The organism is Streptomyces sp. OR43 (genome assembly GCF_008042275.1).
Lineage (GTDB): Bacteria > Actinomycetota > Actinomycetes > Streptomycetales > Streptomycetaceae > Streptomyces.
In genome coordinates, this window is the sequence record NZ_RDBK01000043.1 from 2,334,213 (window position 1) to 2,350,859 (window position 16,647).

At 71.8% G+C, this 16,647-nt stretch carries 13 protein-coding genes and 2 pseudogenes; 6 read left to right on the top strand and 9 right to left on the bottom strand.

Annotated elements, in window-relative coordinates; translation table 11 throughout:
- Positions 1 to 8: 8 nt before the first annotated feature.
- The 9 genes and pseudogenes from EAO72_RS29400 to EAO72_RS29440 all read right to left on the bottom strand — a co-directional run bounded on the left by EAO72_RS29400 (position 9) and on the right by EAO72_RS29440 (position 9,746).
- Positions 9 to 751, bottom strand: a pseudogene (locus tag EAO72_RS29400) (ABC transporter ATP-binding protein).
- On the bottom strand, positions 748 to 1,611 hold the full coding sequence (locus EAO72_RS29405; RefSeq protein ID WP_148020171.1) for an ABC transporter permease: 864 nt from the start codon (positions 1,609 to 1,611) through the stop codon (positions 748 to 750). The pseudogene EAO72_RS29400 and the gene EAO72_RS29405 overlap by 4 nt, the downstream one beginning before the upstream one ends.
- A complete protein-coding gene (locus EAO72_RS29410; protein WP_148020172.1) occupies positions 1,608 to 2,975 on the bottom strand; it encodes an ABC transporter substrate-binding protein in 1,368 nt (455 codons plus the stop codon). Before EAO72_RS29410 ends, EAO72_RS29405 begins: the two co-directional genes overlap by 4 nt.
- 15 nt (positions 2,976 to 2,990) lie before the next feature.
- Entirely contained in the window at positions 2,991 to 3,218 is a 228-nt protein-coding gene (locus EAO72_RS29415) for a 4Fe-4S dicluster domain-containing protein (RefSeq protein WP_099173911.1), read from the bottom strand.
- A 41-nt stretch (positions 3,219 to 3,259) separates the two neighbouring features.
- Positions 3,260 to 4,030 carry a GntR family transcriptional regulator gene (locus EAO72_RS29420; RefSeq protein WP_187285269.1) on the bottom strand — a complete coding sequence of 257 codons (771 nt, stop codon included), beginning with the start codon at positions 4,028 to 4,030 and terminating at the stop codon, positions 3,260 to 3,262.
- A gap of 131 nt (positions 4,031 to 4,161) precedes the next feature.
- Positions 4,162 to 4,839, bottom strand: a complete 678-nt coding sequence (locus EAO72_RS29425) for a GPP34 family phosphoprotein (RefSeq protein WP_148020174.1) — start codon at positions 4,837 to 4,839, stop codon at positions 4,162 to 4,164.
- Entirely contained in the window at positions 4,836 to 6,065 is a 1,230-nt protein-coding gene (fahA, locus tag EAO72_RS29430) for a fumarylacetoacetase (protein WP_148020175.1), read from the bottom strand. Before fahA ends, EAO72_RS29425 begins: the two co-directional genes overlap by 4 nt.
- A gap of 175 nt (positions 6,066 to 6,240) precedes the next feature.
- Positions 6,241 to 8,235, bottom strand: coding sequence for a CocE/NonD family hydrolase (locus EAO72_RS29435; protein WP_148020176.1), 1,995 nt, complete (start codon positions 8,233 to 8,235; stop codon positions 6,241 to 6,243).
- 11 nt (positions 8,236 to 8,246) lie between these two features.
- Entirely contained in the window at positions 8,247 to 9,746 is a 1,500-nt protein-coding gene (locus EAO72_RS29440; protein WP_148020177.1) for a peptide MFS transporter, read from the bottom strand.
- A 156-nt stretch (positions 9,747 to 9,902) separates the two neighbouring features.
- On the opposite strand from EAO72_RS29440, the gene EAO72_RS29445 reads away from it, so the two are divergent.
- The 6 genes and pseudogenes from EAO72_RS29445 to EAO72_RS29470 all read left to right on the top strand — a co-directional run.
- Positions 9,903 to 10,913: a polyprenyl synthetase family protein gene (locus EAO72_RS29445; RefSeq protein ID WP_148020178.1), complete on the top strand. Its 1,011-nt coding sequence runs from the start codon at positions 9,903 to 9,905 to the stop codon at positions 10,911 to 10,913.
- Between the two features lie 218 nt (positions 10,914 to 11,131).
- Positions 11,132 to 12,391, top strand: a complete 1,260-nt coding sequence (locus EAO72_RS29450) for a LolA family protein (protein WP_148020179.1) — start codon at positions 11,132 to 11,134, stop codon at positions 12,389 to 12,391.
- Between the two features lie 104 nt (positions 12,392 to 12,495).
- On the top strand, positions 12,496 to 13,449 hold the full coding sequence (locus tag EAO72_RS29455; protein ID WP_148020180.1) for an ABC transporter ATP-binding protein: 954 nt from the start codon (positions 12,496 to 12,498) through the stop codon (positions 13,447 to 13,449).
- Positions 13,436 to 14,353 (top strand): ABC transporter permease, encoded by a 918-nt coding sequence (locus EAO72_RS29460; protein ID WP_148020181.1) that lies wholly within the window; start codon positions 13,436 to 13,438, stop codon positions 14,351 to 14,353. Before EAO72_RS29455 ends, EAO72_RS29460 begins: the two co-directional genes overlap by 14 nt.
- Before the next feature lie 216 nt (positions 14,354 to 14,569).
- Positions 14,570 to 15,160 carry a TetR/AcrR family transcriptional regulator gene (locus EAO72_RS29465; protein ID WP_148020182.1) on the top strand — a complete coding sequence of 197 codons (591 nt, stop codon included), beginning with the start codon at positions 14,570 to 14,572 and terminating at the stop codon, positions 15,158 to 15,160.
- A 128-nt stretch (positions 15,161 to 15,288) separates the two neighbouring features.
- Positions 15,289 to 16,647: pseudogene (locus EAO72_RS29470) on the top strand (PrsW family glutamic-type intramembrane protease); the annotation flags it as partial.

Sequence of the window (16,647 nt, forward strand, 5' to 3'; positions counted from 1 at the left end):
GGTGCCTTTCACGAGAGGGTGGTGAGGGATTCCAGGACCTCGCGGCGCAGCGCGACCGTCGCCGGATCGGCGTGGGCGGCGCGTTCGCGCGGGCGCGGCACGGGCAGCACCCGGCCGGTGGAGAGCAGCGCGACGCGGTCGCCGAGAAACAGCGCCTCGTCCACGTCGTGCGTGACGAAGACGACCGTGGCGCCGGTGCCCGGAGCACGTCGACGAGCAGTTGCTGCATTCCGGCCCTGGTCTGGGCGTCCAGCGCGCCGAACGGCTCGTCCATCAGGACCGCGCGGGGGCCGGCCGCGAGGGCGCGGGCCAGCTGGACGCGCTGGCGCTGGCCGCCCGAGATCCGGTGCGGGAGCTTCGTCGCGTGCTCCTCCAGACCGACCCGGGCCAGCCAGTCCGCGGCGCGCTCCCGCCGTTCGGCGCGGGCCACCCCCTGGATGGCCAGGGGCAGTTCGACGTTGGCGCGGACCGTGCGCCAGGGCAGCAGCGCGTCGTCCTGGAAGACGAGCGCCCGTTCGGCGCGGGGCGCGGTGACGGGTTCGCCGTCCTGGTTCACCTCGCCACCGAGCGCCGGAAGGAGGCCCGCCAGGGTGCGCAGCAGTGTCGACTTCCCGCAGCCGGACGGGCCGACGACGGTGAGGATCTCGCCGGGGACGACATCGAGGTCGACCCCGTCCAGCACCGGCACACCGGCCCGGCCGAGCGTGGCGCCGCGCAGGGTGAGGCGGACGCCGCGAGTCTTCGTGGTCATGAGCGCACCCGTTCCTGTGCCGTACGGATCGTGGGGGCGGCGGCGGTCGCCGGTGAGGCGGGTCCCCGTCGTACGGGAGCGGCCGGACGGTTCTCCGTACGCGGCAGCCACCGGGTCAGCCGGCGGCCCAGGAGTTCGACGGCCGTCGAGGTAAGCCAGCCGAGCAGACCGATGGTGGCCATGCCGACGAAGACGCCCGGATAGTCGACGACCGTGTAGTCCTGCCAGGTCCGGTAGCCGACCCCGTACTCGCCGGAGATCATCTCCGCCGAGATCACGCAGATCCACGACACCCCGATGCCGACGGACAGCCCGCCGAGGATGCCGGGCAGCGCCCCGGGCAGCACCACGGACCACAGGATCCGCCACCGCCCGCCGCCCATCGTCAGGACGGCCTCCTCCCACACCGGGGTCAGCGCCCGGACCGCGTGCCGGGTGGAGACCATGACGGGGAAGAACGCCGCGGTGCAGGTGATGAAGACGATGCCCTGCTCGTTGCTGGGGAACAGCAGGATCGCCACCGGCACGAGCGCGATGGCCGGGACCGGGCGCAGCACCTCCAGGACCGGGCCCAGCAGGTCGGCGGCGAGCCGGGAGCGGGCGATCGCCGTGCCTACGGTGACGCCGAGGACGGCGGCGAGCGTGAACCCGGTGACGATCCTGGTCAGGCTGTCGGTGAGGTCCTGCCAGTACGCGTCGCCCGAGACCCGGTCCGCATAGGCGCGGGCCACCTCCGTGACCGTCGGGAACTGCTCGAAGCGCAGCCACAGACTGATGTCGTAGGAGGTCAGCGCCTGCCACAGACCGAGTGCCGCGACGAGCGAGAGCGCCCGGCGCAGGAACGACCACGGGCGGCTCATGAGGCGGCCCGGGCCAGATCCAGCGCCGTGGAGTAGGAGACCGTACGGGCGCCGGGACGGGCCGCCGCATCCGCGCGGGCGGCGGACGCGGTGACGTGCGGCCGCAGTTCGTCCCCGTCCGCGACCCACACCGCCCGGTCCGCGAACCACAGGGTGCCGGTGGACGCGTCGGGGACATATGCCACCCGGACCGCGTCCCGGTGCGCGGCGACGTACCGCAGCAGTGCGGCGGAGGTGGTGAACGCCTTCGTGGTGTCCTTGCCCTTCAGCCACACCTCGCCGCCGCGCCGGGCGGGCGGGCCGGCGGCGAGGGCCTTCGCGTAGCCGGAGCCGTACACCCGCTTGAGGTAGCTGTCGTCGACGAACGCGTCCACGTCGACGTCGCCGACGAGCTTCGCCGAGCGCAGCACCGGAACGTCCTTCTTCAGCGCCGCGATCAGGGCGGGCTTCAGCGTGGTGTCGAAGGTGGCGATGCCCTGGGAGCCGTTGTAGAGGTGGACGACCTCGGCGGGCAGACCGGTGGCCTTCGCGACGGATTCGGACGCCGCCACCGGGTGCTGGTGCAGGTAGTCGGTCGCCCGGCCCTGGGCGCGCAGGAAGTCCTCCACCACCGCCGGCCGCTTCTTCGCGAAGTCCTGGCGGACGGTGACCCCGTGGAAGGTCGGCAGCTTCAGCTCGGCGCCGTCGTACAGCGCCTTCGCCCGGCCCTGGAACGCAAGCAGTCCGGGCCAGGCCACGAACTGGGAGAGGGCGTCCGCGCTGCCCGCCTGGAGTGCCGAAGCGCCCACCGCGGGCTGCTGGTTGAGCTTGCGGATGTCCTTCTCCGGGTCGATTCCGGCTTGCTGGAGGGCGCGGACGAGGGTGCCGTCCGCTGCCGATCCGACGCTCGTGGAGACCTTCTTGCCGCGCAGGTCGGCGAGCGAGTCCAGCGTCGAGTCCGGGGCTGTGACCACCGTGTTGAGGCCGCCCGCCAGGTTGTAGCCGGTGACGGAGACGAGCCGGGTGGGGCGGTCGAGCTGGGTGCCGCGGGCCGCGTTGATCAGCAGCGGGAAGTCCCCCATCGAACCGATGTCGATCTTTCCCGCGGTCATCTGCGCGGTGATCGGGGCGCCGGTGGCGTAGTCCTGCCACTTCACCTTGTACGTGACACCGTCCCGCTCACCGCGGCTGCGCAGCTCGTCCTCGAAGTAGCCGAGGGAACGCAGCAGGGTGCCGGCCGTGACCGTGTTGATCGTCCGGGACTGGTAGCCGACGGTCACCGTGACCGTGCCGCTGTCGTCGGCGCTCGCCCCGCCACCGCAGCCCGCGGTGAGGGGGACGAGCAGCGCGGCACCCGCCAGGGCGCCGAATGCCTTGCTTCGCATGGGAGTCGGGGCCTTTCAGCGCAGGAGGTAGGGCATGTTGACGGTCACGGCGTCGGTGGGGCACCGGGCCGCGCACGGGCCGCAGTACCAGCACTCGTCCACATGCATGAACGCCTTGCCGCTGTCCGGGTGGATGGCGAGGGAGTCGAGCGGGCACATGTCGACGCAGAGCGTGCATCCGTCGATGCACTTCGACTCGTCGATGGTCACGGGCACGTCGGCCCGCTGGGGCGCCAGAGGCATGGCGGGGCTCCAGGGAAGGGGTGGGGAGTGAGGGAGGCGGGTCAGCAGGAGCGGTGCAGCAGGGCGTTCATGCTGATGCGGTCGCCGCGGAACCGGATGAACTCCAGGTCGACGGGGCGTCCGTCGGCGAGATGGGTGAGGCGCTCCAGCATCAGGACGGCGGAGCCGCGCGGGATCTCCAGGACGGCGGCGGAGTGCGCGTCGGCGTTGACGGCCTCCAGGGTGATGTCGGCGCTGCCCAGCGGCTGCCCGGCCAGGGACTCCAGCAGCCGGAACACGTCGGTGTTCTCCAGGTCGGCGCCGAGGAGCCCGGTCCCGAGGTCCATCGGGACGTAGGTGAGGTCGAGGGAGAGCGGCAGCCCGTTCAGCAGCCGGCGGCGCTCGATGTAGAGCACGTCGGTGTGCTCGGCCACGCCGAGCCGCCGGGCGACGGGGGCGGGTGCGGGGACCGGTCCGACGGTACGGACCTCGTTGGTGACCCTGCCGTGTTCGTGCAGGGTCTCGGCCAGCCCCTGGAGCCGGTCCAGGGCGTGCGGGTACCGCTCGCCGACGACGACGGTGCCGACGCCCGGCTGCCGTTCGACGATTCCCTCGCCGCGCAGCAGATCGAGGGCCTGGCGGACGGTGTTGCGCGAGACGCGGTAGTCGGTGCCGATGGTGTCCTCGTACGGCAGGACGCCACCCGGGAACGCGCCCGTGCGCACCTGGTGGCGCAGCAGGTCGGCGAGGAGCCGGGCGCCGTCCGCACGCAGCCGGCGCCGGCGGGCGGCGGCGACGGGCACGGTGTGCTCACGGATGCGTTCGGCTGGCATGCGGTGGACCATACCGACGCCTTGGCGGAGATGGTGTTGCCACAGTGTTGCGCCACTTGGGGGCCGTTACGGAACGGCTGTGACCTGCGCGGATGTGGTCCGCAGCGGGAAGATCTGCCACCGGTGGGGGATCAGGATCCGCTGCCGGAGTTCATCCCCGCCTGCGCGGCCCGCCTCCTGGACCGATCCGACGCGTCCCGGCGGACGTTGCGGTACACCGCGTAGGCCGGCCACAGCTCGTGGACGAGCGTCCGCATCGCGGAACGGGACGCCAGTCCCGCTCCCGGCACATGCGGATCGAGGCCGGCCGCCGCCACGAGCGCGGCCAGGGCGCGGCTGCGGTGATCCGGGAGGCCGGCGCGCTCGGCCGCCGCGTACCGCTCCCGGACGTGGACCGCGTAGCCCTGCGGTCCCGCCGGGTGGCGGTGGTAGGGCACCAGGCCGAGGAAGCGGCGGGTCTCCCGGAGCAGCACACCGCGCTGCACCGCGGCCTCCAGATACATGCCCCCGACCGGCTGCCCGGCGCGCCGGACCCAGCCCTGGGCAGCGACGCCCGAGCGGCCCTTGCCCGGAGCGGGCAGGCTCCTCATCAGCGCGGCCAGGAGCGGGTCCGGCGGCTCCAGCGGGTTGACCACCTGGATCTCGCCGCGCTGTCCGGTGACGCGTCCCTGCAGTTCCAGTTCCGCCAGGGCCGCCCCGGCCAGCGCGTACTCGAGGACCCGGTTGCGGCAGTACGGTGTGCCGCGTTGCGGGTCCAGTGCGAGCAGCAGCAGTTCCTCGGGCAGCGTGGGGCCGGGGGGATGGGTCATGGCGCGGAGACGATGCGTCCGGTGACCTCGCCGAGGCCGACGCGGGTGCCGTCCGGGCCCGGGGCCCAGGCCGTCAGCGTCACCGTGTCGCCGTCCTCCAGGAACGTCCGCTTGCCCTCCGGGAGTTCCAGCGGGTCGCGGCCGTTCCAGGTGAGTTCGAGCAGCGAGCCACGCTGGGCCGGCTCGGCGCCGCTGATGGTGCCGGAGCCGTACAGGTCGCCGCTGCGCAGCGAGGCACCGTTGACCGTCATCTGGGCCAGCTGCTGGGCCGCCGTCCAGTACATGGTGGAGAACGGCGGCTCCGAGACGACCTGGCCGTTGATCGCGACGGAGAGCCGCAGGTCGAAGCCGCCGGGCTCCTCCTCGTCCGCGTCGTCGAGGTAGGGCAGCAGCGGGAGGTCCCGGGCGGGCGGGGCGGTGCGGGCCGCGTCCAGGGCCTCCAGCGGGGTCACCCAGGCCGCGACCGAGGTGGCGAAGGACTTGCCGAGGAACGGGCCCAGCGGGACGTACTCCCAGGCCTGGATGTCCCGCGCCGACCAGTCGTTGAGCAGCGACAGTCCGAAGACGTGGTCGCGGAAGTCGGCCAGCGGCACCGGCCGGCCCTGCTCCGAACCGACGCCGACGACGAAGCCGACCTCGGCCTCGATGTCCAGCTTGACCGACGGGCCGAAGACGGGAGCCGGGTCGGCGGGGGCCTTGCGCTGTCCCGACGGGCGCACGACGTCCGTACCGGAGACCACGACCGTGCCGGCCCTGCCGTGGTAACCGATCGGCAGGTGCTTCCAGTTGGGCGTGAGCGCGTCGCCGTCCGGGCGGAAGATCCGGCCGACGTTGGTGGCGTGGTGCTCGCTGGCGTAGAAGTCCACGTAGTCCGCGACCCGGTAGGGCAGATGGAGCGTCACGGAGTCGACGGGGTGCAGCAGCGGCTCGATGGCCGCGCGGTGCGCGGGGACCGTCACCCAGGCGGTCAGTGCGCGGCGCACATCGCTCCAGGCGGTGCGGCCGGCCGCGAACAGGGCCATCAGGTCGGGCTGGGCCAGCAGTTGCGCATAGGGCGAGCCCAGCGCGTGCGCGGCCGCCCCGGCATCCAGTACATGGCCGCCGATGCGGACGCCGACCCGCCGCTCGCCGGGCCGGTCGGTGGTGGAGAAGACACCGTACGGAAGGTGGTGCGGGCCGAAGGGATCGCCCTCGGCCACGTCGAGCGGGCTGCTCTGCTCGGGCATCTGTTGCTGCCTCGCTTTCCAGGTCGCTGTGGGGGACACGTTACGTGGGGGACATCCCCCAGCGGCAGTGCCTCAATCATCCCCAATGCCCGGAAAGCGGTGCTGTATCCGTTATCCCCGTGCCCCGTATCGCTGCGAACCGGGGCACGCGAACACGAGGACCCGGCGGCGGCGCTCACCCCGCCGTGCGCGGAATCCGCTTCTCCCAGGTCCGGTGGAAGACGACCTCGCCGCCCTCCTTGCAGACGACCTCGTTGGAGGTGATGAAGTCGCCCGCGTCGGCGGAGATCTCGGAGCGCGTCTCGACCAGCACGTCCCAGGACATCTCCGGCCGGTGCAGCCGGATCGTCCAGTCGGAGCGGGTGCGCGCGGAGAGCGGGTCGCTCTCCTGGATCGTGTACGTCTCCACCGCGTCCTCGGTGAACTCCAGACCGTCCGGGTAGACGCGTGTGCCGCCGTAGCGGGGGTCGACCTCCATCCGCCACTCGCCCTTGGCGACGTCGCGGATCACCAGCCGCTCGGGGCGCTGTTCGTCGAGCGTGACCGGGAAGACGACGCCGAGCGGCTCGGACTGCTCGGGTTCCTCGAAGCGGATCGAGGGGTCCTCGGTGTGCCGGCGTACCGGGAGTTCGACGAAGCTGCCGTCGGCGTCCAGGGTGAAGCCCTTCGAACCGGCCTGCGGCCAGATCCACGGCCAGTACGACGAGGAGACGGCCAGCCTGATCCGGTGGCCGGGCGGGAAGGTGTGCCCGATGCCGTTCAGGTCGAAGGTGACGTCCTCGGTCTCGCCGACGGGCCAGTCCTCGGTGACGTCCCTGCCGTCGCGGGCGGCGAGGTTGAGGACGCCGCGGGTGACGAGGGTGGAGGAGCCGTCGGGGGCGACGTCGCAGAGCCGGGCGACGGCCTGGCCGCGCGGGACGTCCATCCGGATCCGCAGCTTCACGCGGGGGCGGCCGAGGATCTCGATCGGGGCGGCCTCCACGGGGAACTCGAAGCAGACCGACTTGGCGTCCTCGTCCCGCTGGTCGGGCGGCAGGTCGGCGTCGTTGCCGAACGGGAAGAACCGCCCGGCGTCCAGCCCGGTCTGCTGCGGCGAGTCGACGATCTGAGGCCCGCCCTGGAGGGCGTACGCGACCGGCGCCACGTTCTCCGAGGGCCAGCTGGTCTCCCCGACCCAGCGGCCGGGCAGCGTCTCGTAGACCGTGGCCGGCCGGTGCGATTCGCTGATCCAGGACCGCAGCAGGGGTTCCGCCATGATCCCGGTGTCCTTGTCCTTCAGGTGCTGGTCCCACCAGCGCAGCGTCTCCTGGAGGAAGCCGATGCCGGGACCGGGCGGCAGTCCGCGGTCGGGGTACTGGTGCGACCAGGGCCCGATCAGCCCGCGGACCTTCGCCGGGTCCAGGTGCTCGACGAGCCGGAGCACGGTGTCGCGGTACGGGTCGTGCCAGCCGCCGACCGCCAGCACGTTCGCCTCGATGGCGGAGTAGTCCTCGCAGACGCTGCCGTGCTTCCAGTAGTCGTCGCGCGTCTGATGAGCCAGCCAGGTGTGGATGAAGGGGTCCACGGCTTCGAGCCGGTCCAGCCACATCTGCCGCCAGTCGTCGCCGACGTCCGCCGGGTCCGGCGGCCGGCAGACGAAGGCCAGCATGGTGGCCGCCCAGGCGTGCATGTCCACGGCGAGGACGGAGCCGCCCATGTAGTGGACGTCGTTGTCGTAGCGGTCGTCGGCCGAGCACACCGTGACGATGGCCTTCAGCGGCTCCGGGGCGAGTGCGGCGATCTGGAGCGAGTTGAAGCCGCCCCACGAGATGCCGAACATGCCGACCCGGCCCGAGCACCACTCCTGCCGGGCCAGCCAGTGGATGACGGCGACCCCGTCCGCGAGCTCCGTCGCGTCGTACTCGTCGCCCGGCATGCCCTCGCTGTTGCCGTGCCCGCGGACGTCGACCCGGACCGAGGCGTAGCCGTGGCCCGCGTACCAGGGGTGGCGCTGCCAGTCCCGCGGCGCGGTCCAGTCGCTCAGCCGGTACGGCAGGTACTCCAGCAGCGCGGGCACGGGCTCGTCGGTGACCGGCCGCCAGATCCGGGCGTACAGCTGGGTGCCGTCCGGCAGCGGGATGTAGAGGTCCTCGCGGGTCGTCTCGTACGGGAAGGCGGTCTGGATGTGCATGGGGGGCTACCTCAGTGGACGGGGTGCATGGTGCGCCTGAGCCAGGGGGCGGCGGCGATGACGGCCACACCGGCCGCTACCGCGATGGCGCCATTGACACCGAAGTAGGCGGGGTTGGAGACCTCGCCGTACAGCTTCACGATCTGTGCCTGGATGCCGTTGGCGAGCGCCAGGGAGAGGAACCAGAGCGCCATCGTCTGGCTGGCGAACGCCCTCGGGGCGAGCTTCGTGGTCGCGGACATGCCGGAGGTCTCCAGCAGGATGTCGCCGAGCCCGAGCAGCAGGTACGAGCCGACGATCCACCAGGCGGCCATCTTGTACGTGTCGTCGGCGTGCCCGGAGGTGGGCAGCACCATCAGCAGGAAGGAGAGCCCGCCGAGGATCACCCCGATCGCGATCTTGTTGGACGCGTGCGGCTGGCGCGGCCCCATTTTCGCCCAGACGGCCGCGACCACCGGAGCGAGTGCCACCTCGAAGGCGCCGAGCGCGGAGGCGTACCAGCTGGCCGGGAAGTGGAAGCCGAAGATCTCGGTACGGGCGTTGGTCGACGCGAGCAGCATCATCGTCGAGTACGCCTGGAAGAGGATGAAGTTGAACACGACGGAGGCCAGGAACAGCACCACGTACGGGCGCAGCCTGCCGCGCTCCTCCGCGGTGACCCGGGGGCTCCGGAACATCACCGCGAAGTACACGACCGGCGCGATCACGGAGATGAGGGTGAGCAGGTCGACGAAGCGGTCCATCGTCAGCCAGCCCGCCAGGGCCAGCGCGGTCGCGACGGCGGCGACCACGACGACACCGATGACGATGAGCCGGACCGCCCGGCGCATGGGTCCGGGGGCCAGCGCGAATTCGGCGGTGTTCTTACGCCCGGCCAGGTGACGGCGGCCCAGCACGTACTGGATCAGGCCGAGCGTCATACCGAACGCGGCGGCCGAGAACCCCCAGTGCCAGCTCGCGTGGTCACCCAGCCAGCCGGTGATCAGCGGGCCGAGGAACGCGCCGATGTTGATGCCCATGTAGTAGAGGGCGAAGCCGGCGTCGCGGCGCTCGTCGTCGGTGCGGTAGAGCTTGCCGACCATGGTGGCGACATTGGGCTTGAGCAGGCCCGTTCCGGCACTGATCAGCCCGAGGCCGACCCAGGTCATGGCGTCGGTGGGCACCGCCATGGAGTAGTGGCCGATGGCGATGAGGATCCCGCCGTACAGGACGGCGCGGTACGAGCCGAGGATCCGGTCCGCCAGCCAGCCGCCGGCCACGGAGACCAGGTAGACGAGGGTCCCGTAGGCGGCGGAGACGGAGGCGGCGGTGCCGGCCTCCATCCCCATGCCGCCGTTGCTGACGGCGTCGGCGAAGTAGAGGACCAGGATCGCCTGCATGCCGAGGAACGAGAACCGCTCCCAGACCTCCAGGCCGGACAGGGTCATCAGCCCCCGTGGCTGGCCGAAAAAGGCATGGTCGTCGCCCGGCGGGGGCTGGGCGGCTTCGGTGTCTGCGGCGGTGTGGGACAAAGGGGTGACTCCTGATCGTATGAGCTGATCCCGAACATACCGGCGGTGGCGGGAAGGCGCCCACGGTGATCCAAAGGGGACCGGATACGCTGACTTGAGTGATGGCAGCGACACATCGACATTCCGTGTGATCGTCAGCAGACAGGAGATCCCCTCGTGACCGTCGTCGGGCCGTTCGGACTGAGCGTGCGGGACCAGGCTCTTGAGGCCGGTGTCCAGGCCGGTTTGGCTGCTGTCGAGTCGGGGCTGCTCGATGCCACCAAGAGCGAGGTCCCCTTCATCACGGAGGCCGCGCAGCACCTGGTGCGGGCGGGTGGCAAACGGTTCCGGCCCCTGCTGGCGATGCTCGCCGCCCAGTTCGGTGACGCCGACGCCCCGGGCGTGGTGCCCGCCGCCGTGGTCGTCGAGCTGACCCACCTCGCGACGCTGTACCACGACGACGTGATGGATGAGGCCGACGTACGCCGCGGAGTCGACAGCGCCAATTCCCGCTGGGGCAACTCGGTGGCCGTGCTGACCGGCGACTTCCTCTTCGCGCGCGCGTCGCACATCCTGGCCGACCTCGGCCCCGAGGCCGTCCGTATCCAGGCCGAGGCGTTCGAGCGCCTGGTCACCGGCCAGATCCTGGAGACCGCCGGACCGCGCGACGGGCGCGACCCCGTCGAGCACTACCTCGACGTGATGCGCGGCAAGACCGGCTCGCTGATCGCCGTGGCCTGCCGCTTCGGGGCGATGATGTCCGGCGCCGACGAGTCGACGACCGACATCCTCACCCAGTACGGCGAGCGCCTCGGCGTCGCCTTCCAGCTCGCCGACGACGTCCTCGACATCGCGTCCGACTCCCACGAGTCCGGCAAGACCCCCGGCACCGACCTCCTCGAAGGCATCCCGACCCTGCCGGTACTCCATCTGAGGGCGCAGGCCGCGGCCGACGGCAAGCCGGACGACCTGGAGCTCGTCGAACTGCTGGACGGCGACCTGAACGAGCCCGGCAGGCTCGACGAGGCACTGCGCCTGCTGCGCGCCCACCCGGCGCTCGACCAGGCACGACGCGACACGGTCCGGTACGCGCAGSAGGCGCGGGCCACGCTGAAGCCGCTGCCCTCGTGCTACGCCAAGGACGCGCTGGAAGAGATGTGCGACGCCGTGGTGCACCGCGCGGGCTGAACGCCCCTCGCCCCGACCCCTACTGGTTGGCGGAGGAACCGCTCCTCGGTGTCATCCCGGAGAGGTAGGCGGAGTTGCTCCCGCGGGCTGACGCCTGAAGCCGCCCGATTTGGTCAGATGGAGAACAACCACTCCTGACCAGAACGGGCGAGAATGGCGGCACTGGAGTGGACGAGTGCATCCGGACGGAAGCCGCCGACCACGGAGGTAGGGCACACATGGCACCGAACGACAGCGCGGACACCAACGGCTCGGCAGCGCAGGGCACCAAGGGCGCCGGCGCGGGCCGCCGGAAGGCGGCGCGCTACATCGTCCCCGTAGCGGTGGCGGGGGTGGCGGCCGCGACGATCGGGCTGGTCCCGGCGCTCGCGAGCTCGGGGGACCCCGATCTGCCGAAGATCACCGCGCAGGAGCTCATCGAGAAGATCGCCGCATCGGACACGCAGCAGCTCTCCGGCACGGTGAAGATCAGCACCGACCTCGGGATCCCGTCGATGGGCGGCCTGACCGGCTCCCTCGTCCCCGACGGCGCGGCCGGCCAGGGCTCGGCGAGCGCCGACCCGCAGCAGAAGCTCACGGAACTGGCCTCGGGCACGCACACCCTCCGGGTGGCCGCCGACGGCCCCGACAAGCAGCGCCTGTCCATCCTGGACGACGCGTCCGAGTACAGCCTGATCCACAACGGGGACCAGGTCTGGGCGTACGACAGCAAGTCCAACGCGGTCTACCACGCGAAGAACGCGAAGAACGCGAAGAACGCCGGGAGCGCACACGACCGGACCGGCCGGAGCAAGGAGCGGCAGGCCGCCCCCGACGGCGTACCCACCACGCCGAAAGCCCTGGCCGAGCAGGCCCTGAAGGCCGCCGACGGCACGACGTCCGTCACGGTCGACGGCACCGCGCAGGTCGCCGGGCGCGACGCGTACCGGCTGGTCATCAAGCCCGAGCAGAGCGGCTCCACGATCGGCTCGATCACCGTCGCGGTGGACGCGGAGAACGGCGTACCGCTCAAGTTCACCCTGCGGCCCAGCAGCGGCGGCAAGGCGGCGGTCGACGCCGGGTTCACCACGGTCGACTTCGGCAAGCCCGACGCGTCCTCGTTCTCCTTCACGCCGCCCAAGGGCGCCGAGGTGACCGAGGCGGACGAGGCGGAGGGCCACGGGAAGGCCGAGGCCGACAGGGCGAAGGGCGACCTGAGCGCCTTCGAGGGCATGAACGTGATCGGCAAGGGCTGGAACACCGTCGCCGAGATCAAGACCCCCGGCGGGACGGCCCTCCCGTCGGCGGAATCGGGCGAGGTACCGGCCGGGGCGCAGCAGTTCCTCGACGCCCTCGGCGACAAGGTCACCGGGAAGTTCGGCTCGGGCACGGTCTTCAAGACCCGCCTGGTCAACGCCCTGATGACGGACGACGGCCGTGTCTACGTCGGCGCGGTCACCAAGGACGCGCTGGTGAACGCGGCGAACCAGGCCGGCTGACACCACGCCGTACGCCGTTTCGCACCGGCGCCGCCCCGTCCCGCCGTAGCCTCCGTACGGTGGGACGGGGCGGACGCGGCCCGGGCGACCTGTGGGGAGCACATATGACTGGGGCCGGCACCGTGCCCGTGATCGAGACCCGGGGTCTCACCAAGCGCTACCGGGGCGGCCAGCTCGCCGTCGACGGGCTCGACCTCGCCGTCCCGGGCGGCAGCGTCTTCGGTTTCCTCGGTCCCAACGGCTCGGGCAAGACCACGACCATCCGGATGCTGATGGGCCTGATCGACCCGACGTCCGGCACCGCGCGCGTCCTGGGCCGCCCCATGCCGGGCGCGGCCCGCACCGTACTGCCCCAGGTCGGGGCACTGATCGAAGGCCCCGCGCTGTACGGGTTCCTGAGCGGCCGGGACAACCTCGTGCGCTTCGACCGCGCCGACCCCACCGCCGACCCGCGCACCCGTGGCGCCCGCGTCGGCGACGCCCTGGAGCGCGTCGGTCTCGCCGCCGCCGCCGGCAAGAAGGCCCGGGCCTACTCGCTCGGCATGAAGCAGCGGCTCGGCCTCGCCGCCGCCCTGCTCCGGCCCCGCCGGCTGCTCGTCCTGGACGAGCCGACCAATGGCCTGGACCCGCAGGGCATGCGGGAGATCCGCGCCCTGATCCGGGAACTGGCCGCCGAGGGCACCACGGTGTTCCTCTCCTCCCACCTCCTCGACGAGATCGAGCAGGTCTGCACGCATGCCGCGGTCATGGCCCGGGGCCGCCTGATCACCCAGGGCCCCGTCGCCGACCTCGCCGCGGGCTCCCTCGGCCGGCTCGCCGTCACCACACCGGACCCCGCCGACGCCGCGCGCGTCCTCAAGGAGCACGGCATCACCGGCATCACCCTCGACGGCGACCGGGTCCGGGCCGACGCCCCGGCCGGCACCGTCGAACTCGCGGACCTGAACGCGGCCCTGGTCCACGCCGGTATCCGGGTCCGTTCCTTCGGCGTCGAACGGGCCTCGCTGGAGGACGCGTTCGTCGCACTCACCGGAGAGGGATTCGATGTCGCAGGCTGAACCCGCACCGGCCGGGACCACCGGGACCACCGGGACCACCGGGACCACCACGGACCGGCGGAACCCGCTGTGGACGCTCGGCCTCCTGCGCTCCGAACTGACCACCACGCTGCGCCGTTGGCGCACCGTCGCCCTGCTCGGTGTGCTGGCCGCCGTCCCCGTCCTGATCGGGATCGCGGTCCGCATCGAGACGGCCGACGGATCGTCGGCCGGTCCCGGCGGGGGCGGCGCGGGCCCCGCGTTCCTCTCCCAGGTGACCAACAACGGCCTCTTCCTGGTCTTCGCCTCCCTCGCCGCGGTCCTCCCGGTCTTCCTCCCGATGGCGGTGGGCGTCATCGCGGGCGACTCCGTAGCGGGCGAGGCCGGTGCGGGAACGCTGCGCTACCTCCTGGTCGCACCGGCCGGCCGGACCCGGCTGCTCCTCGCCAAGTACGCCTCCACCCTGGTCTTCTGCCTGATCGCGACCCTCGTCGTCGCCGCCTCCGCGCTGGCCGTGGGCGCGCTGCTCTTCCCCGTGGACGACCTCACGACGATCTCCGGGACCCGGATCAGCTTCGGCGAGGGGCTGCTCCGGGCGGGCCTCGTCGCGGTGGCGGTCGCGGCGTCACTGATCGGCTTCGCGGCCCTCGGGCTCTTCGTGTCGACCCTCACCAACAGCGGGATCGCGGCCATGGCGGCGACGGTCGGGGTCCTGATCACCGTGCAGATCCTGGACGCCATCCCGCAGCTGAGCGGGATCGCCCCGTACCTCTTCTCGCACTACTGGCTGTCCTTCTCGGACCTGCTGCGCGAGCCGTTCTACTGGGACGAGGTGCTGAAGAACCTGGAGCTGCAGGCGCTGTACGCGGCGGTGTTCGGCTCGGCGGCCTGGGCCCGGTTCACGGCGAAGGACATCACGGCCTGAGAAGAACCGCCCGAGGAAATCGGCCCGGCTCCGGCACCCGTACCGTCGGCCGGCGAGCCGTCCCCCGATCGGCTCGTCGCGGCACGAACGGCACGAACGGTGCGAAAGGCAAGGAACGAGCCGACACGGTACGTTCCGTTTCCCGCATGGGCATTGTTCGACTTCTGGCGACGGGCTGTCAACAAGGATGTGCTCGAACGGACCTATGCTCACCGAATGATCACATCGCCGAGTTCGCTGCGCCGGAGCGAGAGCTCACGCAGGGCGACGCTGGAGGCCGCCCTCGGCCTCTGTACGGAGAAGGGGTACGGCCGCGTCACGGTCGAGGCCATCGCGGCCCGGGCCGGCGTCAGCAAGAAGACGATCTACCGGTGGTGGCCGTCGAAGAGCGCGGTGCTGCTGGAGGCGTTCACGGAGGCCCTGGTCACCGCCACCCCGTTCGCCGACACGGGCGACATCGCCGTGGATCTGCGCACCCATGTGACGGCCGCGGTGAGGTTCCTCGCCGAACCGCCCTTCGGTCCCGCGTACGCCGGCATACTCTCCGAACTCCACCACGACGACGCCCTGGCCGAAACGGTCCGCACCCAACTGATCGACCCCCGCTTCGAAGCCGCCGTCGACCGCCTGCGCGGCGCCCAGCAACAGGGCCAGATCCCGCCGGACGCCGATCTGCGCCTGGCGGTGGAGATGCTCTACGGCCCGGTCTACTACCGCCACGTCCTGCGCAAGCCGATGCAGGACGCGGAGACGGTGGCCTCCCTGGTCGGGCACGTGCTGCGGTCGCTGAGGGCGGGGGTCAGCTGACGGGCGACGCCCTCGCCGCATTCACTCCCTGTGCGTGAGCACAGCCATGCCTGGAACACCCTTGTGTGCAAACGATGTTTGCTCTAGCTTTTGCATGCGCGTTTGCAAATTGCACCTGGGGGGTGGGCATGGCGTTCTGGATGGCGGCCGCGTCGGTGTGGGGGGTGCTGCAGCTGCTGCTGCTCACCTCGCCGGTGCGCACGGTGCGCTGGCCGACGGTGTTCCTGGCCTTCGGGGTGGGGGCGTACGGCTGTGGCGTGGCGTCGATGCTGGTGGAGCTGGTGACCGCACGGCAACTGGCTGCCGCACGGCACGAGTCCGTCAGCGCCGTGCTGGACACCGTGTCGTGGACGACGGCCCCGGTCGCGGAGGAGCTGATCAAGATCGCTCCGCTGCTGCTGGCGGGGTGGGCGCTGCGCGGCCGTTTGCAGTGGGGGCTTGCGGACTTCGCGGTGCTGGGCGGAGCTCTGGGGGCGGGCTTCAGCCTGCTGGAAGAGCTGCTGATGTACGCCGGGTCGGGAGCGAAGGCGGTACCCCGGGAATCCGGCGGCTGGCAGATTCCAGCGAGTCTGATGTCCCAGGTCTACGTTCCGGGCCCGGGCGATGTGCTGGGGCACTGGTTCCCGGCGCCGACCGGAGTGGCAGAGACCGGCGGCCTGGTGGTGCGGATGCCGTACGACATGCACGTCTTCGCCAGCGTGCTGGCGGGTGCCGGGGTGGGACTGCTGCTGTGCGGGGCGAGCCGGCTGGTGCGGGCCTGCGCCGCGCTCCCGGTCGCCGGCGCGGTGGCCGTTCACTGGGTGCACAACTACGCGGCCGTCTTTCCGGGCAACGAGACGGCAGGAGCGTGGCGGGAACGTCTCACCGGATCGTGGGGCCTGTGGATCATCCTGGGATGCCTGGCGCTCGCCTGGGGGTGGAGCGTCCGAGCCGTCCGGCTCGGCGTACGGCGCGAGAGCGGCGTCCGGCTCGATGGGGAGCAGCAGGGCCGCGGAAGCGCGCAGGTGCTGTTCGCCTTCGCTCTGCTGAAGCCCCCGGCGACCTGGCTCATCGCGCTGGAGTACGCACGGCAGCGTCGTGCCCTGCTGTACGCGGCGGCCCACCCGCGTACCCGTCCCGAAAAGCTGGAGCCGCTGCGGACGGTGGTGGTCGAACGGACGCGGCAGCTGAATCAGGTGAACGACGAGGCGGCCTGGCGCGGCCTGTCCCTGGGACGGTTGTGGCGCGATGCCCGTCSGCAGCGGCCAGGGCTCCCGGCCCACGAGAAGGTCCTGCTCTGCCTGACGCTGCTCCTCGCGGTTCCGTCCGCGCTCTATCTGGCGGTCGGCTCGTTTCCGTCCGCTCACAGCCTGCAGGCGTACTTCGCGGACGGCGCCGGGTTACGGCTGCTGATCGGATGCGCTCTGGCGGGGATGGCACTCACCGCTTGGCGCCTGTGGGCGGCGGCGTACGGGTACCGGGCGGCGGCCCGGCGGCCGTTGGCAGAG

Excerpts from the sequence above, each read along its gene's own strand:
- EAO72_RS29420 (WP_187285269.1), bottom strand. The coding sequence starts at position 4,030 with ATGCCAGCCGAACGCATCCGTGAGCACACCGTGCCCGTCGCCGCCGCC.
- fahA (WP_148020175.1), bottom strand. The coding sequence starts at position 6,065 with ATGCCCGAGCAGAGCAGCCCGCTCGACGTGGCCGAGGGCGATCCCTTC.
- EAO72_RS29425 (WP_148020174.1), bottom strand. The coding sequence starts at position 4,839 with ATGACCCATCCCCCCGGCCCCACGCTGCCCGAGGAACTGCTGCTGCTC.
- EAO72_RS29465 (WP_148020182.1), top strand. The coding sequence starts at position 14,570 with ATGATCACATCGCCGAGTTCGCTGCGCCGGAGCGAGAGCTCACGCAGG.
- EAO72_RS29450 (WP_148020179.1), top strand. The coding sequence starts at position 11,132 with ATGGCACCGAACGACAGCGCGGACACCAACGGCTCGGCAGCGCAGGGC.
- EAO72_RS29415 (WP_099173911.1), bottom strand. The coding sequence starts at position 3,218 with ATGCCTCTGGCGCCCCAGCGGGCCGACGTGCCCGTGACCATCGACGAG.
- EAO72_RS29405 (WP_148020171.1), bottom strand. The coding sequence starts at position 1,611 with ATGAGCCGCCCGTGGTCGTTCCTGCGCCGGGCGCTCTCGCTCGTCGCG.
- EAO72_RS29455 (WP_148020180.1), top strand. The coding sequence starts at position 12,496 with ATGACTGGGGCCGGCACCGTGCCCGTGATCGAGACCCGGGGTCTCACC.
- EAO72_RS29410 (WP_148020172.1), bottom strand. The coding sequence starts at position 2,975 with ATGCGAAGCAAGGCATTCGGCGCCCTGGCGGGTGCCGCGCTGCTCGTC.
- EAO72_RS29460 (WP_148020181.1), top strand. The coding sequence starts at position 13,436 with ATGTCGCAGGCTGAACCCGCACCGGCCGGGACCACCGGGACCACCGGG.
- EAO72_RS29435 (WP_148020176.1), bottom strand. The coding sequence starts at position 8,235 with ATGCACATCCAGACCGCCTTCCCGTACGAGACGACCCGCGAGGACCTC.